Source organism: Bifidobacterium oedipodis (genome assembly GCF_012932425.1).
Classification (GTDB): domain Bacteria; phylum Actinomycetota; class Actinomycetes; order Actinomycetales; family Bifidobacteriaceae; genus Bifidobacterium; species Bifidobacterium oedipodis.
The window spans coordinates 23,782-46,027 of the sequence record NZ_JAAIII010000009.1 but is presented as its reverse complement, the minus strand read 5'-3'; the positions used below and the strand labels follow the sequence as shown (position 1 = coordinate 46,027).

Annotated in this window: 15 protein-coding genes and 1 tRNA gene; 7 read left to right on the top strand and 9 right to left on the bottom strand. The window is 57.4% G+C overall.

Annotated elements, in window-relative coordinates; translation table 11 throughout:
• Positions 1-97: 97 nt before the first annotated feature.
• The 7 genes from G1C95_RS11715 to serS all read right to left on the bottom strand — a co-directional run bounded on the left by G1C95_RS11715 (position 98) and on the right by serS (position 11,619).
• A complete protein-coding gene (locus G1C95_RS11715; RefSeq protein ID WP_169173137.1) occupies positions 98-1,768 on the bottom strand; it encodes an isopeptide-forming domain-containing fimbrial protein in 1,671 nt (556 codons plus the stop codon).
• A 71-nt stretch (positions 1,769-1,839) separates the two neighbouring features.
• Positions 1,840-5,676: a SpaA isopeptide-forming pilin-related protein gene (locus G1C95_RS11710; protein ID WP_169173136.1), complete on the bottom strand. Its 3,837-nt coding sequence runs from the start codon at positions 5,674-5,676 to the stop codon at positions 1,840-1,842.
• 527 nt (positions 5,677-6,203) lie between these two features.
• Positions 6,204-7,532 (bottom strand): ATP-binding protein, encoded by a 1,329-nt coding sequence (locus tag G1C95_RS11705; protein WP_169173135.1) that lies wholly within the window; start codon positions 7,530-7,532, stop codon positions 6,204-6,206.
• 287 nt (positions 7,533-7,819) lie between these two features.
• On the bottom strand, positions 7,820-8,974 hold the full coding sequence (locus G1C95_RS11700; RefSeq protein WP_169173134.1) for a PfkB family carbohydrate kinase: 1,155 nt from the start codon (positions 8,972-8,974) through the stop codon (positions 7,820-7,822).
• Between the two features lie 7 nt (positions 8,975-8,981).
• Complete coding sequence (locus G1C95_RS11695) at positions 8,982-10,037, bottom strand: ADP-ribosylglycohydrolase family protein (protein WP_240947553.1); 1,056 nt, start codon at positions 10,035-10,037, stop codon at positions 8,982-8,984.
• 142 nt (positions 10,038-10,179) lie between these two features.
• Positions 10,180-10,264 (bottom strand) — tRNA-Ser (locus tag G1C95_RS11690).
• Positions 10,265-10,332: 68 nt separating this feature from the next.
• A complete protein-coding gene (gene serS / locus G1C95_RS11685) occupies positions 10,333-11,619 on the bottom strand; it encodes a serine--tRNA ligase (protein WP_169173132.1) in 1,287 nt (428 codons plus the stop codon).
• Between the two features lie 125 nt (positions 11,620-11,744).
• Here serS and G1C95_RS11680 point away from each other — a divergent pair, with 125 nt between their 5' ends.
• The 4 genes from G1C95_RS11680 to rpiA all read left to right on the top strand — a co-directional run bounded on the left by G1C95_RS11680 (position 11,745) and on the right by rpiA (position 16,839).
• A complete protein-coding gene (locus G1C95_RS11680) occupies positions 11,745-12,917 on the top strand; it encodes a diacylglycerol/lipid kinase family protein (protein WP_169173131.1) in 1,173 nt (390 codons plus the stop codon).
• Positions 12,918-12,998: 81 nt separating this feature from the next.
• Positions 12,999-14,672 (top strand): phosphoglucomutase (alpha-D-glucose-1,6-bisphosphate-dependent), encoded by a 1,674-nt coding sequence (pgm, locus tag G1C95_RS11675; RefSeq protein WP_169173130.1) that lies wholly within the window; start codon positions 12,999-13,001, stop codon positions 14,670-14,672.
• Between the two features lie 189 nt (positions 14,673-14,861).
• Positions 14,862-15,845, top strand: coding sequence for a ribonuclease H family protein (locus tag G1C95_RS11670; protein ID WP_240947554.1), 984 nt, complete (start codon positions 14,862-14,864; stop codon positions 15,843-15,845).
• 295 nt (positions 15,846-16,140) lie between these two features.
• A complete protein-coding gene (rpiA, locus tag G1C95_RS11665) occupies positions 16,141-16,839 on the top strand; it encodes a ribose-5-phosphate isomerase RpiA (RefSeq protein WP_169173128.1) in 699 nt (232 codons plus the stop codon).
• A 76-nt stretch (positions 16,840-16,915) separates the two neighbouring features.
• Here rpiA and G1C95_RS11660 read toward each other — a convergent pair whose 3' ends face one another.
• Together G1C95_RS11660 and G1C95_RS11655 are read right to left on the bottom strand one after the other, a co-directional pair.
• Entirely contained in the window at positions 16,916-17,005 is a 90-nt protein-coding gene (locus tag G1C95_RS11660; protein ID WP_004268639.1) for a 30S ribosomal protein bS22, read from the bottom strand.
• 134 nt (positions 17,006-17,139) lie between these two features.
• Positions 17,140-17,778 (bottom strand): hypothetical protein, encoded by a 639-nt coding sequence (locus G1C95_RS11655; protein ID WP_169173127.1) that lies wholly within the window; start codon positions 17,776-17,778, stop codon positions 17,140-17,142.
• A 121-nt stretch (positions 17,779-17,899) separates the two neighbouring features.
• Here G1C95_RS11655 and radA point away from each other — a divergent pair, with 121 nt between their 5' ends.
• The 3 genes from radA to G1C95_RS11640 are packed head-to-tail and all read left to right on the top strand — an operon-like array spanning position 17,900 to position 22,223.
• The gene (gene radA, locus G1C95_RS11650) at positions 17,900-19,330 is read left to right on the top strand and encodes a DNA repair protein RadA (protein WP_169173126.1); all 1,431 of its coding nucleotides are present in this window, start codon (positions 17,900-17,902) and stop codon (positions 19,328-19,330) included.
• Positions 19,331-19,365: 35 nt separating this feature from the next.
• Positions 19,366-20,838: an adenosylhomocysteinase gene (locus G1C95_RS11645; RefSeq protein ID WP_169173125.1), complete on the top strand. Its 1,473-nt coding sequence runs from the start codon at positions 19,366-19,368 to the stop codon at positions 20,836-20,838.
• Positions 20,835-22,223 carry an amidohydrolase family protein gene (locus G1C95_RS11640; protein WP_169173124.1) on the top strand — a complete coding sequence of 463 codons (1,389 nt, stop codon included), beginning with the start codon at positions 20,835-20,837 and terminating at the stop codon, positions 22,221-22,223. Before G1C95_RS11645 ends, G1C95_RS11640 begins: the two co-directional genes overlap by 4 nt.
• The last annotated feature ends 23 nt before the right edge of the window (positions 22,224-22,246 follow it).

The window sequence follows — 22,246 nt, the reverse complement described above, 5'->3', positions numbered from 1 at the left end:
AGCACGGGAAGAGAGCGAACGCCCCGTCATAACCCCGACGGGACAAGGGGTTCAATTATTGCGATATGTGGCGAACCATGTTGGTTCAGTATTTGGTTCAGCGACGGCTCTGACGCTTACGCAACGTCACAGCCAAACCAAGACCCGCAAACACAACCACGGCAATACCAGCCGCATATAGGATCATGGTGCCCATGCCACCCGTGGACGGCAGACTCGAACCCGGCTGGTTCACCAACTTGTTGCTCATATTGGAGCTGCCCGTCAAATCGACCGTGGGAGTCTTGTCAGGATTAAGCTTGTGCTTTGCGACAATGGTGATCGTGCGGGTCGGAAGCCCATCGTAGCCGGGTAGGGGCGAGGTCTCCTTGAGATAATAGGTGCCCGCGTCAAGCCCCACGATATCGAACGTGCCATCGGAACCAGACTTCATCTCCACGCCCTCACCATTCGCCTGATCGGCAATCGGCGAGTAGGTGCCATCCGTATTCTTGGACAGCTTGATCTCTTGGGTCGCATCCTTATCCGAGTAAAGTCTGAACCCGACGTTCGCCAGAGCGGTATCGTCTCCGGTGTCTTCAGTGCCCTTGCCATCCATCTTGGTGTTGGCGATTTTGAAGGTGTAAACATACACGTCCGGCCCCTCGGTCTTGCCAAGACCATCACCGTTCGGATTGTTGGAGTACTGCAGGGAGACGCCGTTCTTATTGGTCGTGGCGCTACCGGTGGTGTCAGTCACCTGCGCGTCCTTGTTCAGGTGCGCGTTGTAGATGACCTCGATGGTCGCGCCATCAGTCAGATCCGGCTTTTTGCCACTCTCACCCGTGACGCTCTTGATGTCATTGATGGTCAAAGTCCAACTCGTGCCATTCGCGCCGGCGTCCGTGTTGTCGTTGATGGTCTTCTGGTACTGGTTGTTTGCTTCACCAGCAGACACTGCGATGCCGTCGACCTTCACGCTAGCGATGTTCTCGAAGGTGATGCCCGTGGACATCGTATCCGTGAACACGACCTTATAGGTCGGGTAGGCATCCCAGTTGTTGTCGGCGGGCAGGTTCGCGGTCAGCTTGAACTGGAAGGACTGGTTGATCGCATGATCGGCGGTCTCACCCCACCCATCAGTGCCGGTGTTGCCTTCCTCCTGCTCACTGGTGGCGCCGTCCTGCTTGGTGTCATGGACCTTCTTATCCACGGTCGGAGTCTCGGACTTCGGCTTCACCGTGACGTTATCGACCACATCGAGGATGTACGCGGAATTCGCATCATCCTGATCAGCCAGATTGGAATCATCCTTCACCAGGTAATAACCAGCGGAAAGGCCCGAAATAACATACTTGCCATCGCTCGGCACAGTCGCCTCCCCAGCAACGGTACCGAGATACCCTGCTGCGTTGCCCTTGCCGCCGATGAGTTCGGCGAACTCACGCACCACGCCCTTGTTCGCAGCAAGATAATCGGCGACATCCTTCGCCGTCTTACCCTCGGCACCATTCAAATACTTGGCGATCAAGGCCGTACGCCCAGCCTCGGTGATGCCGCTGCCCCACTGAATATTGCCAAGGGACGGATTCGCATCGTCCGAACCATTGCCGCCAAGCGTACCCGAGAAAATCTGATACGCCTTATAACTATGACCCGTCTTCTCATTCTCAATCGTGATCGAATACTTCGCATCCGCCATCGCGGTGCCGGCGAACACCACGCCACCGGCAAACAACATGGCCACAGCGGCAATCAACGCCGTCAAGGCCCTATAGAACTTCTTCATCTCATTTCCTTTCGCTGATATTGACATGAAGCATTACAAACATCGAAAAACATGAACTCAGGCTGCGAAGCCTAGGAAATACGCCCGCGCGACCTCCTTGCCCTCGCCACATCCCGCATCGCAATGGACAAACCACCCACCGCGACACTCACCGCAAGCAAACCGCCCACGACAAAACCAGAAACACCAACACCACCCGTCTCCGGCAACGCCACGTCACTGGTTTTCTTGTTCTTGACGTAGAAGAAATCACCTGAGTGGTAGCGATTGCCGTTAAAACCTTCCGGAGCGATTACCGGATACCGTTCCTCGTCATCGTCAACAACCATGAAGTAGTAGGCGTCATTTGATGCGATTTCATATCCATCGGGCGCTTTGGTTTCTACCAGCTTGTAAGCGATATTGAAATTCGGCTCATCAGCCTCAACCGTTTTGGCATCATGGATATCCACCTTGCCGTTACTGTCACTGATCAACGGAGCCGTATTAATCTTGCGATACCCATCAGCACCACTGTCAGAGGCATCTGGGTCGTACCGATACAACTCGAATTCGGCACCTGCAAGGAAATCACCTGAATTATCAGCATCTACCTTGTATAGGCTGACTCCGAACGTTGTGGCGTGGGCACCACTATTCTCAATTTCAACCTGCTGGTTATCCTTTGAGGCAGTTTTGCCAAGAATAGACGCACTATTGTTGATTGTGCCGTTGCTTCCCAATTTATCCGCCGACAAGCGATATGTATATTCGACAACCATTGCGGTCTTATTGGGAACAGTAATGTTTAGCGTTTCACGATACTGTTGTGCACTCGTATGATCGCTGTCGTAAGTGTAGGACGGTTTATCGTTAAGTAGGTCTCCCTTGCATGGAATGTTGACGTATTCCAAAGTGCAAGAATCCCATGCGTTACCGCTATTGTTCTTCGTCACGCTTTCGTCGTACCCATACAACTTCACGCTGCCAGGCACCAGCGTCGCTTCGATTCCCGCTCCACTGTTAGGGTCATTCCCGTAGCTGGAATACGACAACACATCCTTCACTGTTAACGTCTCAGGCGCACAGGATCCAGACGTATTGCCGGAAGCATCATCACCTGTTGCATCATCGGCATTTTCGGAAGTCAAGCACTTAGCATCAGGGTTTATCGTGACCCAGTAGGTAATTTCATTGCCATCTTCCTTGCTTGACTGCTTGCGGACAACGTTCTTGAGTTCCTCTGAATCGACAACCTGGGTCTGCGAATCTGACTTGGACTCGTCCTTGCCGTTCACTTGATACTGCACTGTTGCGGTATTGCCATAGACACGTTGCACAGCCTTGTCATCGCTGCCCGGGAACTGATCTGCATCAATGGCAGCATTAACACCAAGGTTGATGGTGCCATTACCTATAGCTTGCAGGAACGCTGCAGGTAAAGTAATCCTGATTGTCTGATCTGACTGGGCTGCGTTCAGCGTATACGATTTGCCATCAGCACCGGTCACCGTGACGCTACCATTGCCCGCAAACGCCACCGAATCACTATTTTGCAGGTTCTCTGAGGCAATCGTCAGGCCACCGGTAATGGTTTTTGACTCAGAGCCACCCCACTGATTTTTCACCTTGATTGTGCCCTGATCGGTATCGTCCAGTAACGTCAGCCCCTTGGGCAGAGTCTCAATGACAGTCACATCATTAACGCGTGCACCGCTCTGCACCTGAACAGCGATATTCCATGACAGGAAATGCTTTACTCGGGTGGTATTCGTTGTCACTCCCAGCGGCGAACAGTTATTTTGGTCTTCATTCGCACCGCAAGCATAATCATGCTGAGTTTTGTCTCCCGAAGCAGAAACGTCGGTTTTCTCGATGGTGGTTTCTCCGACTTCTTCCTCAGGCTTATAGTTCAGCGACGGATTGGTAGACAAACCACCAAGAGTGCCCTTGTTGCCGTAGTTAACTCCCCATTCGCCGACATTCGCGGGCAGAACGCCTTGTGACTCGTAATTAAACGAGACTTTCGTCCCCTTCGGAATAGCTAACGTATCGGATGACACAGTGAAACCTATAGCCTTATCAGTCAAATCACCAGTGCCATAGGTAAAAGCAACCTGAATATTGCTGTCGCTGGCAGCGGTGATCCCCGCCGCCCTAAACGCATCAATCACCGATTGCTTCAGCGCCTCCAAGGACGTCAACATGACATGTTGACCGTTTTGAGGCTGCTGCAGTTCGTCAACGTACTTCCACGGTGCGGTGATGTTGGCGTTCCGCGCATCGATGCCTACTGACCATGACATGGCGATTGTCTTAGAGTCCGGCTGCACCGGTTTAATATCACCGGTTTTTGTCAGGCCATTACCATCCTTCCAAATGTCACCGCTGCTGGAGCAGCCGTCTTGCCAAGGATTAGTAGTGCAATCATCCGGACCATTCGGTGGCGTCAGTATAGCGGTATTGCGCTCGTTATTTGCTTGACCATTGAAACTGGTTTTGTAGGTGATAGTGTACGTAGCTTTGGTGTTACTATCGCTTGCATTGCTACCAAACGTGTAAGGCAATATCGCAGTAAAAGACTGTCCATCGGACGGCGTGATGGTTACGTCGCCTTCAATCTTCATGCCGTCACCGAGAATGTCGCTGAGCGTGTAACCATCGATGTCGTATTGTTCTTTATTCACCGTAATGGTCCATGTGCGCAAGCCGTTGTCGTCAGGGTCGGAGCCTTGCTTACTTACGGAAGGTTTCTGCTCGAATGAAGTATCCACGCTGTGCTCATCGTGATAGTCCTTGCCGGAATCCACGCTGGCCTTGTTATTGACGGTGGTTTTGCCATCGGTGGGCAGGTTATCCAACTTGGCGGTGTAAGTAATGATGTATTTATCACCGGGATCCATCTTCGGCAATGTGAGGTTGAACTCCGAAGCCCCATCACTAGGAGCAGTCACCTGAACTGGCTGGCCATCCTCATCGGTAACAGTAAACGCTCCAGAGCCGTCAAACTGCAACGGATTGCCGTCTGGGCCTGTCATCACGTCCTTAAACGACACGTCTTCCTTGGTGCCGTACTTGCTGCTAACCTCCACCACATAGGTGACAGTGCCTTTCGTATTGTCCTGACTCTGCACCCGCTTAGATACGGTGACGTCATACTTATTTTTGATGATTACGGTATGGTCTTGTCCGCCAGGCACAGGAATCTCAAACTCGTCGTCCTTATCTCCAGCGTTAAAATCGACGGATCCCTCGAACGACAACGAGCCATCAATTTCCTGACCGTCACCGGCAGGCTCTGCCCAGTTCTTCTTGGCAAAATCATCATTGAAATCAATAGTGATCAGCCCTTTGGCAATGGTGTATGTGCCGACTTGTTCGTTATTCTGCATAACCTTGCCGGAAACCGCATTGGTTTTCACTGTTTTGGGCAACTCAAACACCATTGTGGTCGTGGTTGTGCCATCAGCCATTTTCAGGCCATCTTCGGGAACTGTATATTCCAAGCCGAAATACAAATCGTCGCCCTCATCCACCGAGGAATCACCTTGGCTGAGATCAACGTCTTGCCATTCGCTTTCTCCCTGAGCCTTGTGTTTCACCACCATATTGGTGCCCCATTGGCCGAAATGCGGGTAATCTTTCGCCTGCTCCGGAGTCATTGGAGTATCAGATTGCGCAGTAGCTATCGGTTGACCGGCTTGACTATCAGCTTGAGCCACCGCTTCGGCTTGAGTCGTCGCTTCAAGACGGGGGAATCGACCCTTACTAGGGCGTGCCTCATTCGTCTGTGCTGCGGAAGAGGAATTAGCTTCAGGCGACTCCATGGCCAAGGCCGTACCAGTCGTCCCCGTGCCCAGCAATAGTGCTACGGACACAGCAAGCGCCATCAATTTGTGACGCAAGTTTCCATGCCGATCATCGTTCATACCAGCTCTCCATCTTCCAATGCCTGAATCCCGTTATTCGCGTATCACATCGGAATTAATCACTGCATAAACAGATACCCCCCCCCGGACGCCTTTTTCAGAGGGGTGTTTAGGGGGGGGGTGACGAAGTTTTGAGCTGCAATCTCCATTAATCAGCTGCTGAAATCACCATAGAAATAATGGTTCGCGTATCACATGCGCCGCCGCATGTAGCTATATGTCTGGCGTCATTAAGACACCACTACGCGCTTATTGTCTGCGACACATACATAGTGCCTTCAGTGGCCCCGAATCCACATGTGGACTGAAAACCACGCTGACTGTGTTCGCAGCGTGGCTGTGAATCCACATGTGGCGTAAATGCCACACTGAGAGCGTGAGCGTGGTTATAACGCCATGCCGTGGAGCAGATACCACGCTCACGAAACGCTCAGCGTGGTCTTAAGACCACATGTGGACTGAAAGCCACGCTCAGATATTCAGTTTCGAAACAGGCCCATGTGAGCCTTCATGACGCATATGCCGCATTACAGAAAACACGTCATATAAGTGGGAACGCAAGTGATGGCCCCATCTTTACGAAGATCCTTAGTATGCACAAGATACTGCTTACCAACACGTGAATGGAACTTGATGGCAAAGTCATCTAGTGATGCATGCGTTCGATAATTCGATGACTTAACCTCGATAGGGCAAATCTTCTTACCATCGGGTACAATGAAGTCAATCTCATAATTACGATTTGCTCCGTCCTTGGGCCAAGTGTGATAGAAGAGGCCCTTGCCTTGGGAAGTAAGCTCCTGTGCAACAACGTTTTCATAGAGCATTCCCAGATTTGCGGATAACTGGTCGGATAGGAGTTTCTTATACACAATGTTGTCAGTGAACGACGCATCTTTGAATGCAAGCGTCACGAAAAGACCTGTGTCAGCCAGATATAATTTGAACTTCTCCAAATCGATACTTGAAGACAAACCTATATTGGGATCATCTACATGATAGGAAACAAGCACTGTTTTTGAATCGCGGAGCTGCGCAATCTCTTCAAGAATGTCTTTTGCTCGATAGTTCGCAAGAACACTCGACACTTGATAGCGTGAAGATTTTTTCGCAAGCTGCGCCGGTATCGCATCGAAAAGCATAGACAACATTCCTGAGGGACTAATCTTGTGAAAGTCCTCTTCATACAAATCGATAATTGTGCGCTTGACCGTATCTACATCCATCAGATTGTTCGTCTGTAGATATGCCTCGACAGCTTGAGGCATACCCCCAACAAGCATATATAGGCGAAAATCTCGCATAAGCTTACGGTTAAGCTGATCCCCCAGAGGTGTTCGAGAGTTGAATGCCTCGCGCAGCAACGGGACAGTGCTGTTATCGCCACGCGCCCAGGTGAATTCTTCGTAATCCATCGGACGCATCTGCACTCGCTGCTCTTCACTCGGGATAAGGATGTCCTGAGTATTTTTGCGAATCGAGATGAGAGAGCCGGTCTCGATGTAGTCATATCGACCATCTTTGACAAGTTTCTTGATCACCTGCCGTGCCGACGGACACAATTGCACCTCATCGAAGATGATAAGAGATTCCCGCTCAAATAGCCTAGCCGCATAGCGTAGCTGCAACTGCAGGAAAAGATAGCTCAAATCAGAGATGTCATCGAAAAGCTCACGAACATCACGAGGCGCCTCTGCAAAATCAATAAGAATATAACTACGATATTCTTTTTTGGCGAATTCCTCCACAACGGTCGATTTGCCCACTCGCCGCGCCCCCTCAACGAGCAGTGCCGTCCTGCCATTGGACTGAGCCTTCCAATCAAGCAAAGCCTGATATATCTTCCTCTTAAACATAGCCGCACCCTCATTTCCGCAGTTCGCCGTAGCAGGTTTTACCGCATTTCCGCAGTACAATGAAGTCCATTTTACCGCATTTCCGCAGTTCGATATAGTGCGATTTACCGCATTTCCGCAGTTCGCGGAGTTTGAGAGCACTGTTCGACAGTGCTTAATCGCGCTTAATCACACTCAAACGCGCTTGGCCGCAAAGCGACAGGACAACGAGGATCTCTGGTTATTGAGCCGAACCGTCGAAGGCTCGGCGTTCAGATTCTTCGAGCGTGGGACAGGTCGCCGGCACCTTAAATCGAGAAATGATTCGCGCACAATGCCTCAGCTTCTGCGCGTGTGGGGCAGGTAGCGGGGCCGTGTTTGGTGACGGATATGGAGGCGGCTGCGTTTGCCAGCAGCACAGCCTCGCGCAGTGAGCGGCCGGAGGCGAGTTCGGCGCATAGCACACCCGTGTGGCAGTCCCCCGCACCATTGGTATCCACCGCTTGCACTGGGAAGCCAGCTACCAGCGCAGCGGGGCGGCCGGGCTCGTCAACCACCCACGCGCCTGCTGCCCCAACACGCACGATTAGTGGCGCACCCAGCAAGGTAGCAAGTCGGGTAACCGACACAGCATTGATGGTATTGACCGTGTCGCCGGAATTGACAGCATTAACCGCAGCATCGGCAGCGACATCGATAGCATCGGCGGCATTGACGACGTCACCGGAATTGACAGCAGCACCTGCACCTGCACCGATAGCGTCATCAGCATTGACAACATTGGCAGCAGCATCGGCAGTATCGCCATTGCCGATGCCATTCGGAAGCTCACCCATATCCACGGACTCACCCATGCCCAATCGTGCGGCCAGCAATCCGGCCTCGCGTCCATTGCAGGACCAGATTGGACGATACGCCACCAATTGAGCGAAACGCTCGTTATCCACTTGCCCGATCACCGGGGACGGGTCGAATACCGCGGTGAATGCTCGATTACTAGGCGAAGTTCGTTCCAAAAATGCCGACAGCCCATCCGCAGTATGGTGAACAAGCGTATAGCCGCTGATATGCACCACATCACCGGAGCGGGGATGTATGCCATCGAAGGTATGCACGCCTCCGGCTGCTTCGGCACCGCGCGTGGAGATAAAGGTGCGTTCGGCCGCCTGATCCGTCAAAGCCACACAGAAACCGGTGTCTCGTAGCTGATCAATAGGCCCATCATGCCGGATGCCATCGGCAGCGAGCGCATCGGCGACCATACGCCCCCACGGGCCGGTGCCGATGATGCCGCCGTGCACCGCCTGCGCACCCATGCAACGCGCCGCGTGAAGCGTGTTGTAGCTGGCACCTACCCGCATGGCCGTGCCATCGGCGAATAGGTCTTCGCCGGGCGAAGGTACACGGGATACCTGCATCGTGACATCCACGATGATCTGCCCCAAAGAAATAACAGTGCCCATAATTCACTTACTCACTATCTTGGCTAGCTGAACTAGCGGAACCAATATGCGCGGAACGCAGGGCACACAGCGCTTGCGCCACGGGCGCGGGGTCGAGCCCATTGTCCTGCTGCAGTTGGCGGAGTACTTGCGCAGCAATCGCTTGATCAAAGGCATCACTGCCATACTGCGCGCCCAGCATTGCGCCGGCCATGGCGGCCATGGTATCGGTATCGCCACCGAGCGAAGCGGCAAAGCACAGCGCGCGCATAGGATCGGTGGCAAACCGTGCGGCGATGGCGAAGGCGCACGGCACTGATTCGTTCGCTTCCACGCTGGTGCCGATTTCGTATCGCAGCATATGGGCGAAACGCTCGTCGTCCACGTGCCGTCCCTTTGAATCCAGCCAATCCATCAGACGTTCGGTGCGGACCAGTACGGAAGCTTTTGCCGACCAATACCCTTGCGCAGGGTGATCGTTCACGAACGATATGGCGGATTGCAGAGGATTGGCGTCACCTTCCAAGGCATAACTGACAGCAGCAGCCACCAGCATGGTGCCTTCGATGCCCTGCGTGGTGTTGTGGGTTACATAGCACGAACGGCGCGCCTCCTGTGCCAACGATGCACCGGGCGCGAAGGCGATGCCTACCGGTGTGGCGCGCATGGCACCGCCGTTGGTGGTGCCGAAACGTCCGGTGAGTTCGGGGCTGACTCCTTCAGCCAGTGCTTTCAGTGCGGCCTTGGTGGAGGGGCCCAGCAAGTCAAGCGATCCCTTGGCTCGCATGGCATCCTCCCAAGCGAGCAGATCATGGGCATAGGCGTTGTTGTCCAAATCGCCGCGATCCGCAATCAGCCGTTGGGCAAGCAGGAAGGCCTGTTCCGTATCGTCGGTAACGGCACCGGCTTTCATACTGGGCGCGATGGGTTGTTCAGGCACGGCGTCGACCAGGCAGGTGATCGGCCCGCCGTAATAATGGGCAATATCGCGCGGCGACATGCTTTGCGTAGGCATGCCCAGCGCATCGCCGATGGCAAGTCCGGTCAGAGCACCAATCGCGCGCTGTTCAAGAGTGGTAGTCATAAGCCTTTCAATCCCCATCGTCTCAGTCTCTGCGTATTCCAACGTCAATTTCAACCAACGTTCCAGCACAGCAGCCTTCGCAACGCAATACACAAAAACCGGCAAACCGTAGGGCTGCTGCCAACGATTTGCCGGTATTCGGCGGACAGAGCGAGATTCGAACTCGCGGAGGGTTGCCCCTCAACGGTTTTCAAGACCGTCTCTTTAGACCGCTCAGACATCTGTCCTTTTCGTGCGCGTACACGCACGAAGGTTCATTGTAAGTGTTCCCTCTGACGAGAGGACACGAACGAACTCAGGCCTCCCACTTCGTCGGCTCGATGACCTCGCGGCCGCCCATGTAGGGGCGCATGGCCTTCGGGATTTCGATGGAGCCGTCGGCCTGCTGGTGGTTTTCGAGGATGGCGACCAGCCAGCGGGTGGTGGCCAGCGTACCGTTCAGCGTGGAGACTGCGCGGGTGGAGCCGTCTTCGGTACGTTCGCGGATGTTGAGGCGACGGGCCTGGTATTCGGTGCAGTTGGAGGTGGAGGTCAGCTCACGGTAGCGGCCCTGGGTCGGCACCCACGCCTCGCAGTCGAACTTGCGGGCAGCGGAGGAGCCCAGATCGCCGGCGGCGGTGTCGATGATGCGGTAGGGCACCTCGACCTTGGCGAGCATCTCCTGTTCCATGGCCAGCAGGTGCTCGTGCTCCTTGTAGGAGTCCTCCTGCTTGGTGTAGACGAACATTTCCACCTTGTCGAACTGGTGCACGCGGATGATGCCGGAGGTGTCCTTACCGGCGGCGCCGGCCTCGCGGCGGTAGCAGGAGGACCAGCCGCAGTAACGCAGCGGGCCATTGGACAGGTCGAGAATCTCGTTCTCGTGCATGCCGGCGAGCGCCACTTCGGAGGTGCCGACGAGGTACTGCTCATCGGGTTCGCGCAGACGATAGATTTCGTCGGCGTGCGAGTTGAGGAAGCCGGTGCCGCGCATGACTTCGGGGCGCACCAGGGTGGGGGTGATGGCCAGCGTGAAGCCGTGCTCTTCGGCCTGGTCGACGGCCATGGTGAGCATGGCGATCTGCATGCGGGCCACCATGCCGCGCAGGAAGTAGAAGCGGGAGCCGCCGACCTTCACGCCGCGCTCCATATCGATGCCGGCCACGCCGCGGCCGAGGGTGAGGTGATCCTTGGGCTCGAAGCCTTCGGCGGCGAAGTCGCGGATTTCGCCGACCTTCTTGACCACCACGTAGTCGTCCTCGCCGCCTTCGGGGGCTTCGGGCTCGACCACGTTGGACAGCTTCCACATGGCGGTGGTGTATTCTTCGGCGGCCGCGTCGGCGGTGGCCTTGTATTCGGAGACCTTGGCGGCCAGTTCCTTGGTTTCGGCGATGAGCTTCGCCTTTTCGTCGGCTGGTGCGGCGGCGACCTTCTTGCCGATTTCCTTCTGCTCGGCGCGGGCCTGTTCGAAGGCCTTCAGGGCTTCACGGCGGGTGGCGTCCGAGGAAAGTACCTCGTCGACGAGCTCAACCGACTCGCCGCGCTTGCGTTGGGATTCCTTGACGATATCGGTGTGTTCACGAATGAATTGAATATCAAGCATGGCTCATAGCCTACCGCCGTAAGCCGACACGCACGGCGTGCATTGCCCGGAACAAGTGCAGGAAATGTTCACGTCGGGCGAAGCTGGGGCCAAGGTGGCCTGCAGACTGACAACAATAGGAAACTATGCCTCATCCTGCACTTATTGTTGTTCTTGTTGTCGTGGCCATTGTGGTCGTGGCTGCCGCCATTGCTTTGGCTGGCCGGCTGCACCGTCGCCGTAGGCTGGCCGCAGCGTTGAACAAGCGCAAGGATGATGAGGTGCATTACGCGTTTATCGTCAATCCTTCAAAGCCGCAGGCAGCGGCGCAACGGTTGCATATCGAGGAGTTCTGCCGTACCAAAGGGCTGACGAATATCCACTTTTATGAGACACAGCTGGATAAGGACGGTCGCGCCTGCGCGCTGGAGGCATTGGACGCAGGTGCCGACGTGGTGATTGCGGTGGGCGGCGACGGCACGGTACGCACGGTGGCTTCCGCCGTTTCCGGCACCGGGCATGCGCTTGGCATTATTCCGATCGGCACCGGTAATCTATTTGCCCGCAATATGGGCATTCCTGTGGACGATATTGATGCGGCGCTTACCGTGGCCACTTCCCACGGCTCACGCTTGGTGGATATGGGTCGCCTCACACTGCTTGACCACCCCGAAGAAGATCACGGCCACGCCTTCCTGATTATCGCCGGCATCGGATTCGACGCGGCGATGATCGACGACACCGACCCCGAACTGAAGGCCAATATCAGTTGGCTGGCATATTTCGTGGGTGGCGTGAAGAACCTGTTCGCCCCGCGCTACCGCGGTGCCCTGACCATCACCAGCAGGGACGGCTCGACACATTCCATCAAAAACCTTGATTTCCGCACGGTGATGGCCGGCAACTGCGGCCAGATTCCCGTCTTCTCCCTGATGCCGGCCGCCTCCTATGACGACGGCCTGCTTGATTTCGAAGTGATTGACACCACTGGTGGCATCTTAGGCTGGGCCAACTTGTTCGGCGACGTGCTGCATCAGACCATCACCGGCAAGCCGGAGCAGAATCCGCTTTCCACCAATTCCACCGTCGAACAAATCCAAGGTGTTAGCGCCGAAGTGCTGTTGGAGAAGCCCGCCAAAGCGCAGGTGGACGGCGATATGCTGCCTGAGACACGCCATATCCGTTTTTCCGTTGATCGCCGCGCGTTGATTGTGCGCGTGCCTGCCGCCTCGGCACTGGAAAAAACCGCGCAAGCCGCCGCTCAGAACGCCACCAGCGACTTCGCAGAAACCACAGCTCTTCTTGAACCGATACGATAACGACACATTCTCACACAACAACGCACAAAAAACGACATTTCGTTACACACCGCATCCGAAAAGTCGAGTACAATCGGGTGCATGGTAGCAACAAATGCGGGCATGCCCGCCACCCCAGCAGATCTGATCAATGTCGATGAGGTTATCGGCAAGTACTATGACCTCGTCCCCGATCCAGCGGTCGCCGAACAGCGTGTTATCTTCGGCACCTCCGGCCACCGCGGATCGTCCCTGAAGACCTCGTTCAACGAGGCCCACATCGTCGCCATCACCCAGGCCATCGCCGAATACCGCAAGGCTGCCGGCGTGACCGGCCCGCTCTACATCGGTCGCGACACCCACGCCCTGTCCGAGCCGGCCCAGAAGACCGCCATCGAGGTGCTGGTCGCCAACGGCGTGCACGTGCGCGTCGATTCCCGCGGCGACTACGTGCCCACCCCGGTCGTCTCTCAGGCAATCCTGACCCATAACCGTGCCGCCGACGGCACCCAGCGCTTCGAAGGCGAAGGCCTGGCCGACGGCATCGTGGTCACCCCCTCCCACAACCCGCCCACCGACGGTGGCTTCAAGTACGACCCCGTCACCGGCGGCCCGGCTCCGGCCGAAACCACCAACGCGATCGCCGCTCGCGCCAACGAGCTGCTCGCCGACTATAAGAACATCAAGCGCGTGCCTTACGAGCAGGCCATCAAGTCCGACCTGGTGGAAGGCTTCGACTATCGCGACCACTATGTCTCCGACCTGGCGAACGTGATCGACTTCGACCTGATCCGCTCCTCCGGCGTGCGTCTGGGCATCGATCCGCTCGGCGGCGCTTCGGTGAACTACTGGCCGCTGATGAACGAGAAGTACGGCACCAACATCGATGTGGTGCGCCCTGAGGTCGATCCGACCTGGAGCTTCATGACCATCGATCATGACGGCAAGATTCGTATGGATCCCTCCTCGCCGTATGCAATGAAGGGCCTGGTCGATTCCCTCAACGCCGGCGCTTGGGACAAGTACGATCTGGTCGGCGGCACCGACCCGGATGCTGACCGTCACGGCATCGTGTGCCCGAACTGGGGAGTCATGAACCCGAACCACTACATCGCCGTGTGCGTGGAATACCTCTTCGGCGGCAACCGCCCGGGTTGGCCCGAAGGCGCCGGTATCGGCAAGACGCTGGTGAGCTCCTCCCTGATCGACCGCGTGGCCGCCTCCATCGGCGCCAAGCTGGTCGAGGTGCCGGTGGGCTTCAAGTGGTTCGTCGATCCGCTGTTCAAGGGCGAAGTCGCCTTCGGTGGCGAGGAAAGCTCCGGCATGAGCTTCCTGCGTCGCGATGGCCGCGTGTGGACCACCGATAAGGATGGTCTGATCCCCGACCTGCTGGCTGCGGAAATCACCGCCAAGACCGGCAAGAACCCGGCCGAACTGCACAAGGATCAGGTGGCCCGCTTCGGCGAAAGCTGGTACAAGCGCGTCGACACTCCGACCACGCTGGAGCAGAAGGCCAAGTTCGCCGCCCTCACCGGCGACGACGTGACCGCCACCCAGCTTGCCGGCGAGGATATCACCGCCAAGCTCACCGAGGCACCGGGCAACGGCGCGAAGATCGGCGGCCTGAAGGTCACCACCAAGGACAACTGGTTCGCGGCCCGTCCCTCCGGCACCGAGAACATCTATAAGGTGTACGCCGAATCCTTCGTCTCCCCCGAGGCGCTGGACAAGGTGCTCGACGAGGCCACGGTCGTCGTCGACAAGGCACTGGCCTGATCTGAAACTCAATCACCGTTCATGGGAGGCTCCTCTGGGGCCTCCCCTTTTTGCATTGCTTCATATCGCTTTATTGCTTCGTATCGCTGCTGGCGGTCAATTTCGCGCCCCGCCCGTAGGGTGGTGGGCATGACTGACGAGATTGTGGTTTCCACGGACGGCTCTGCACTGGGCAACCCCAATGGCCCTATGGGATGGGCCTGGGCCGATCATGCTAAGAATGCGGGTGCCGGCAATATGCCCGGCCACGAGCATGATGAACATGGCTATGACGCCGGCGGCGCCACCAATGGCACGAATCAGATCGGCGAATTGTGCGCGGTGCTGATGGTATTGCGTGCGCACCCCGGTTCTGAGCCGCTGCTTATCGAATCCGATTCGCAGTATGCGATCAACTGCTCGACCACATGGGTTAATGGGTGGAAGCGCAACGGTTGGAAGAATTCACAGAAAAAACCGGTCAAGAATGTTGAATTAATTAAGGCCATCGATGCCGAAATCTCTCGTCGCCCCGGCCCCGTGAAGTTCAAATGGGTGAAGGGCCATGCCGGCAACGCGGGCAACGAGCTGGTGGACGAGCTTGCGCGCACCTATGCGGGCGATTGCCGTTCGGGCGCACGCGACGGCTATCTACCGATCGAGGGGTGGCAGTCGCTGTTGGGCTCCGAGTACGCCAAGGGAACCGATGTGCCGGCCGACGTGCAGCTGGTGCTTGACGGCAAAGCCGATGCCGACACCCTGGTCCCGCCTGCCGCACAGCATACGGAATCCCGCTCCCGATCCGTTGCCGACCTGCTCGCCGAGCCGGAGGGCGTGCCGGATTATCCTTCCCAGCAGCAGGAAGACAAGCCCTCACAACCTTCGACCCAACCATCGTCATCGTCCGACGTCGCATCGAAATCCGGCACCGCCACATCAGACAAGCCCACATCACCGAACGAATCCGCATCGCCGTCCGACGCCGGTTTGCCCACCTCAACTGCAGCACCATCAGCTTCCACACCGGCATCGGGACTGACGGTTTCCGGTTCACTCCGCTTCTCCCCCGCCCCCAAAACCAGCCCGTATTACAACGGGCAGCCCATGCCCATTACCGGATTTATCCGCGTGGAAGGCTTTGTGGACGGCGACGGCAATATGACGCTTGAAGCGGCACCGTTTGTTCGTGGCTGAGTTGCGATTCAGTAGAGGCTGAGTTGCGGCTGCTTGGTGATTCAATCGCCGAGCGGTCCCTTTCCTGAACCATTCCAGCCTGTCCCGTGTTCCAGCTACTACAACCGTCCCGACCATCCCACACGCACCAATAAGCGCACATATTCGCACATAAATCGGACACGATGGCACTACATCGTTCACAACATCTTCAATACGAGTTAGGATAAGGATGGACTGCGCGGACACCGCAGTTGCTGTTGCAAGTCCGCGCAGGTGCGCAGAACAGCGTGCAAGGTAAGGTAAGGAGACCATCATGGATAAGGCGCAGCAGGACGCCCTGAAGAAGGCGGCCGGCATCGAAGCCGCCAAGCTCATCGAGAACGGCATGATCGCCGGCCTCGGCACCGGTTCGACCGTCAAGTTCCTCGTGGACGAACTTGGCCGCCGTCATCAGGAGGAAGGCCTTGAATTCACCGGCGTGACCACCTCCCGCCGCACCCAGGCCCAGGCTGAAAGCTACGGCATCAAGATCGTGGACGTTGACGACGTGGATCACATCGACATCACCATCGATGGTGCCGACGAGGTCGATTCCAACTTCAACGGCATCAAGGGCGGCGGCGCTGCCCTGCTGTGGGAGAAGATCGTGGCCATCAACTCCAACAAGATCGTGTGGATCGTGGACGAGTCCAAGGTGGTCGACACCATCGGCAAGTTCCCGCTGCCCGTCGAGGTGATCCCCTTCGGTGCCGGCCATGTGATCAAGAAGCTTGAGGCCAAGGGCTACAACCCTGTGCTGCGCCTTGACGCCGACGGCAAGGAGGTGCGCACCGACGAGAACAACTTCGTGGTCGACCTGCACCTGGAGAAGATTGAGCATCCGACCGATCTGGCCGAGGACCTCATCAATATGGTGGGCGTTGTGGAGCACGGCCTGTTCCTCAACATGGTCGATAAGGTGATCGTGGGCGACCCGAACGGCCCGCGCGTCATGACCAACTCCAACAAGTGATGCGGTCTCACAGGTAAACGAAAACCCCGGCAGCGAATGCTGACCGGGGTTTTCCATGCCTTGATTGCAGGTAAGACTACTTACGCTGGTGGCGGGTCTTACGCAGCAGTTTGCGGTGCTTCTTCTTGCTCATCCGCTTGCGGCGCTTCTTGATGACGGAACCCATCTGAAGCCTCCATTCCGATTAATCGTAAAAGTTGCAACTTGCACAATACTACACACATTGCGCGACAGCATCATCGGTATGTCTTAGCGAGACAAAGCACCCGACATATCCACACAACATATGCAGCACATCCGTCACATCGGGAACTGCTGATAGAAGCGATTGACCGCTTCCTTCGTACCAGTGGCTTGGAATACCACGGTATCGTTCTGCCAGATGGCCACGGACTTGCTGTCATCGTTGGCATCGGCCTTGACCACATACGCACCGGTGGTATTGCCGGAGACCTTCACATTGCCGGAGGCTTGCTCTTCGCCGGTTTGCGCGGCGACCAACGCATCGTATTGGGTTTTGGCATTGTCTGCGGACGACCACTGCGCGGCAATCAACGTCACATCCTTGGCGGTGTCGCCGGTGGAATACACCAACGTGTATTCCTCAAGCGGCGAGGACGAGCTCCAGTTGGTGGAGGCGTCGGCCTTGGTGCGCGCATAATTGAGCACACTGTCCGGCATAGCCTTGAGTAGTTCGGTGGCATCGTCCGGCAGTGCGGTGGCATCGATGGTCGGAGTGGTCGGCTCACTGGACTGCTGGTTCTGCGTCTGGCTTTGGCTTTGGCCCGTCTCAGCAGTGGTGTCATTCTTCTTGATGGCCCAGCCAGGCCACACGAAGGCGGAAAGCACCGCCAGAACAATCACCACCGCAGCGGCGACGACCACTGCGATCAACTTGCCATGGGACTGCGTAGTCGAAGAATTCTCAGCGTTAGACATGCCCTTGATTCTCTCACAGCCTTGTGACGCTGGCCCCAATTCACAGGGCCATAAGCGGCGCGGATGGGTGAATATTCTGTGAATCGGGCGAACCGCACTGAAACGGGTTAGGCTTGGGAGCATGGCGAAATCAAGCGTGCAGTATGTGTGTTCCGAATGCGGTTGGAGCGGTCCGAAATGGGTCGGGCGCTGCCCTGAATGCAATCAGTGGGGCACGGTGGAGGAATTTCACGAGGCTCGGCCGTCCGCCGGCACACGTACGGCGGCACCGGGTCGCACCTCGCGCACGCAGTCGACCATAGTGCCGCAAACCGCTCGCGCCGCAGCCAGGCCAATCACCGAAGTAGGCACGGAAAGCGTGCGCCGACTGGCCACCGGTTTTACGGAATTCGATCGTGTGCTGGGCGGTGGCGTGGTGCCCGGTTCGGTGACGCTGATAGCCGGCGAACCTGGCATCGGCAAATCAACGCTGCTGTTGCAGACGGCCGGCAATATCGCACGCCAAGTGGCAAGTAGCGGCGGCACAGTGCTGTATATCTCCGGCGAGGAATCGCAGGCGCAGGTGCGGTTGCGCGCCACACGCATCGACGCCGTGGAATCGAACCTGCTGCTGGCTTCCACCACCGATTTGGCCACGGCTTTGGGATTGATTGAGCAGAATCGCCCGGCACTGGCGATTGTCGATTCGGCGCAAACCATTGTCTCCCAGGAGGTCGATGGCATTTCCGGTGGCTCCACGCAGGTGCGCGAGGTGGCGAGCGCGCTGATTGATACCGCCAAAACCTTGGATATTCCGGTGTTTCTGGTGGGTCATGTGACCAAGGATGGTTCGATTGCAGGACCTCGCACGCTGGAGCATTTGGTGGATGTGGTCTGCCAGTTCGAGGGCGATAGTGAAACCGCCCTCAGGATGCTCAGGGCGATTAAGAATCGTTTCGGACCGACCGATGAGGTGGGCTGCTTCGATATGAGCGGCGAGGGCATCGAAGAGGTGACCGATCCGGCTGGCTTGTTTTTGTCGGAGCCCGGTGGCGATGCCGCTCAGCCGGTAGAGGGCACATGTGTGACCTTCACGCTGGATGGTCACCGCAGTCTGCCAATCGAGGTGCAGGCGCTGGTCACCAATTCCGTTTTGCCTACGCCCCGCCGCGCGGTCAACGGCGTTGATTCAAGCCGCATCGCCATGCTGGTGGCGGTGTTGTACCGCCATGGCAAGCTTAATCTCTTAGCCAATGACCTGTATATTTCCACGATTGCCGGTGGGCAGGCCAAGGAGCCGGCCTGCGATCTGGCCATTGTGGCCGCGTTGGCGAGCGCCGCGCAGCGCACGCCGATTGCACGTACCACTTGCGCCATCGGCGAGATTTCCTTAACCGGGCAGGTGCGCCCGGCACCGCGTATGGAGCATCGTCTGCGCGAGGCGGCACGTTTGGGCTTTACTGTTGCCGTGGTGCCCACGCCACGCAAGGCAATTGATATTCCGGGCCTCAAACTGGTCGAAGTCAGCACCCTCGCCGACGCACTCAACGCCCTCGGCCTTTCCCGGCACTGATACGACTGCGTTTGCCACGCCCTATGATGGGGCGTATGACTGAGCAGCCTTCGACTTGTGATTTTGCCGCGTGGGCGTGCGCGTATTCGCAACGCACCAATCGTTCCCTTGCGGGTGCACGTTTTACGCCCCCGGCCAACGCTGACCAACAATTCGTCGCGCAGGCCCGACAATGGGGCATGGTGTGTGATGATACGGACGCAAACAACTCACTGGCAATCCATTCGCACCCCTTCACGATATCCGCCACCGACCCGGCAGAGCAGATTCCTGACGCACGCGCATTGTCAGGTTTGGAGGCGATGGAACATGCGCATCGTCATATGCCGGTGCTGCGCGGGTTGATGCGCACGTTGATTGCCGATGGCGTGGATTTCACCGGCGCGCGAATCGCCGTCTGCCTGATTCTGGAGCCGAAAACAGCCGTATTGCTGCGCGAACTCAAGGCGGCCGGCGCCATTGTCGGGGTATTCGCCGACCCTGCCGACACCGATCAGCGCGTGGCCGACCAGTTGCAGCGCGAAGGAATTGTTGTTGAGGCCGATACAACATGGACGGCCGAGCAAACGCATCAGGGCGCGCTGCGACTGCTGGACAGGATTCGCCCCAACATCATTATCGATGATGGTGCAAGCTTCGCCCGTTTGGCTGCGGCGGAATGTCCGGAACTGATGAAGCAGCTGATTGGTGTGGCCGAGGAGACCACCAGTGGCGTGCGCGCCTTCCAAGCGATGCAGGATGCCGGCGCATTGGATTTCCCGGTAATCGCCGTGAACGACAGCATCCTCAAAACCGGATTCGACAATACCCATGGCACTGGCGAAAGTTGCGTCACCACCATGCAGGAAATACTGGGCGCGCACGCTTTCGACGGCGCGCAGGTGACCGTAATCGGCTATGGTCCGGTCGGCAAAGGCTTTGCACTGCGCGTGCGAGCGTTGGGTGCGCATGTGATCATCTGCGATACGAATCCTGTGGCCGCCTTGCAGGCAGTATTTGACGGGTTCGCCGCACAGGATATCGATGATGCACTGCCCCAAGCCGATATGGTCGTCTCCGCCACCGGCGCGCGCCATACCATCACTGTGAACCATATGCGGCGCATGCGCACCGGTGCCGTACTGTCGGTGATTGGCGGCATCGCCAACGAAATAGCCCTTGATGATATTCCTGGCTTCCGCCATCAAACCGGCTGCGCGCATCGCACGCTCGCAGTGCCGAACGGCCCCATATTGACGCTGCTATCGGAAGGCGACGGCGTGAATTACACGGCCGGCGGCGGCAATCCCATCGAAATCATGGATTTGAGCTTTGCCGTGCAGGCGAGCGCCGTAGCATATCTGCTTACTCATCGGGGCGCGCTGGAACCCGGACTGCACCGTCTGGATGAGGTCACCGATCAACGCATCGCCACAGTCGCGCTCGAAACGCGCGGCTACCATGCCAGCCATGCCGTGGCCGACAACGGGTACGATTGGACACTCACCCGATTCAAGGAGACGCTGTGACCACCGATTCGTTCGACCAGTTGTATGCGGCCGCCCATCCCGCACCATTGCAGGAGGTAACGCTGTATAGCGCGCCACTGATCATCCCCATCACCGGGCCGGTGCTGCTCGATGGTGCCGTGGCGGTCAGCGGCAGTCGCGTGGTGCATGCCGGCACCCGCCGCTGGGTGCTGGATACGCTTAAACAGGATATGGCCCAGGGTGGGCGTATCGAAGAACATCATTGGCACGGCGTAATAACTCCCGGTCTGATCAATGCGCATACGCACCTGCAATATACGAATATGGCCGACGTGGGCCGTGGCACCTACAGTAGCTTTCACGAATGGGAGGAGGGCTTCAACCCGGTATACGCGCGGCTGTGCGAAACGGGATCGTGGAAGGAATCCGCTGAAGAGGGCGCACGTATGCTGGTGCAATCCGGCACCACTGCGGCGGCCGATATCGTCACCAATCCGGAGGCGGCCGGCGCGCTTGCCTCGCAGGGTATGCATGGCGTGGCCTATTGGGAGGTGATGGATTGGCGCAACAGCGATTGGAAAACCGAGGGCATCGCCGAGCTGGTGACCCATTTGGGCCATATGCGCCAGGAGGAACTGCCCAGCATCGGCATCAGCCCGCATGCCCCCTATACGTTGGAAACCGCACCATTCGTGGATTTGCCTGATATCGCCCGTCAGCTTGATATGCGCTTGCATATTCATCTGGCCGAAACCCCGATGGAGGCCGGCGAACGCGATACCAGCTTGTCCACGTATTCGGCGGTCGAATGGCGCGATCAGGATTGGACCAGCTATCAGGAGCTTAAGGAGGCCGGCAAGGGCGCGTCAGCCATCCAGTTCCTTGATCAGCTTGGCTCGCTCGGCCCCGACGTGCATATCGCGCATGGCGTGTGGGCCGATAAGGAGGATCGTCGCATCCTGCGCCAGCGCGGCGTGGGCGTGGCGCTTTGCCCGCGTTCGAATCGCATTACGGTGACCGGGCGAGACGCACCGATCCGCGATTATCTCGAAGAGGGCAATCTCTTGGCCGTGGGCACCGATTCGCTGTCCAGCTCCCCCAGTCTTGATGTGTTGGAGGATGTGGCCATGCTCTATGACCTCGCGCGCGAACAGGGGTATACGAGCGACGATTTGACCCATCGTCTGATTCGTATGGTGACGCTCGGCGGCGCGGCGGAACTGGGTATGCATGTGGGGGCCGGCCGTATCGGCCAGATCAACGCAGGCGCCACCGCCGATCTTGCCTTCTTCGACGTGCCGGTGTACGTGGCCACGCCGCGCGGCATCGAAGACACATTGGAAACACTGGTGCGCCACGGTGCCGGCACAAACCGAGCCACGGTAATCTCCGGTCGCGTGGTCTACAACAATAACGCCTTCTAATTCGCGGCAACTGAAAGGAAGCA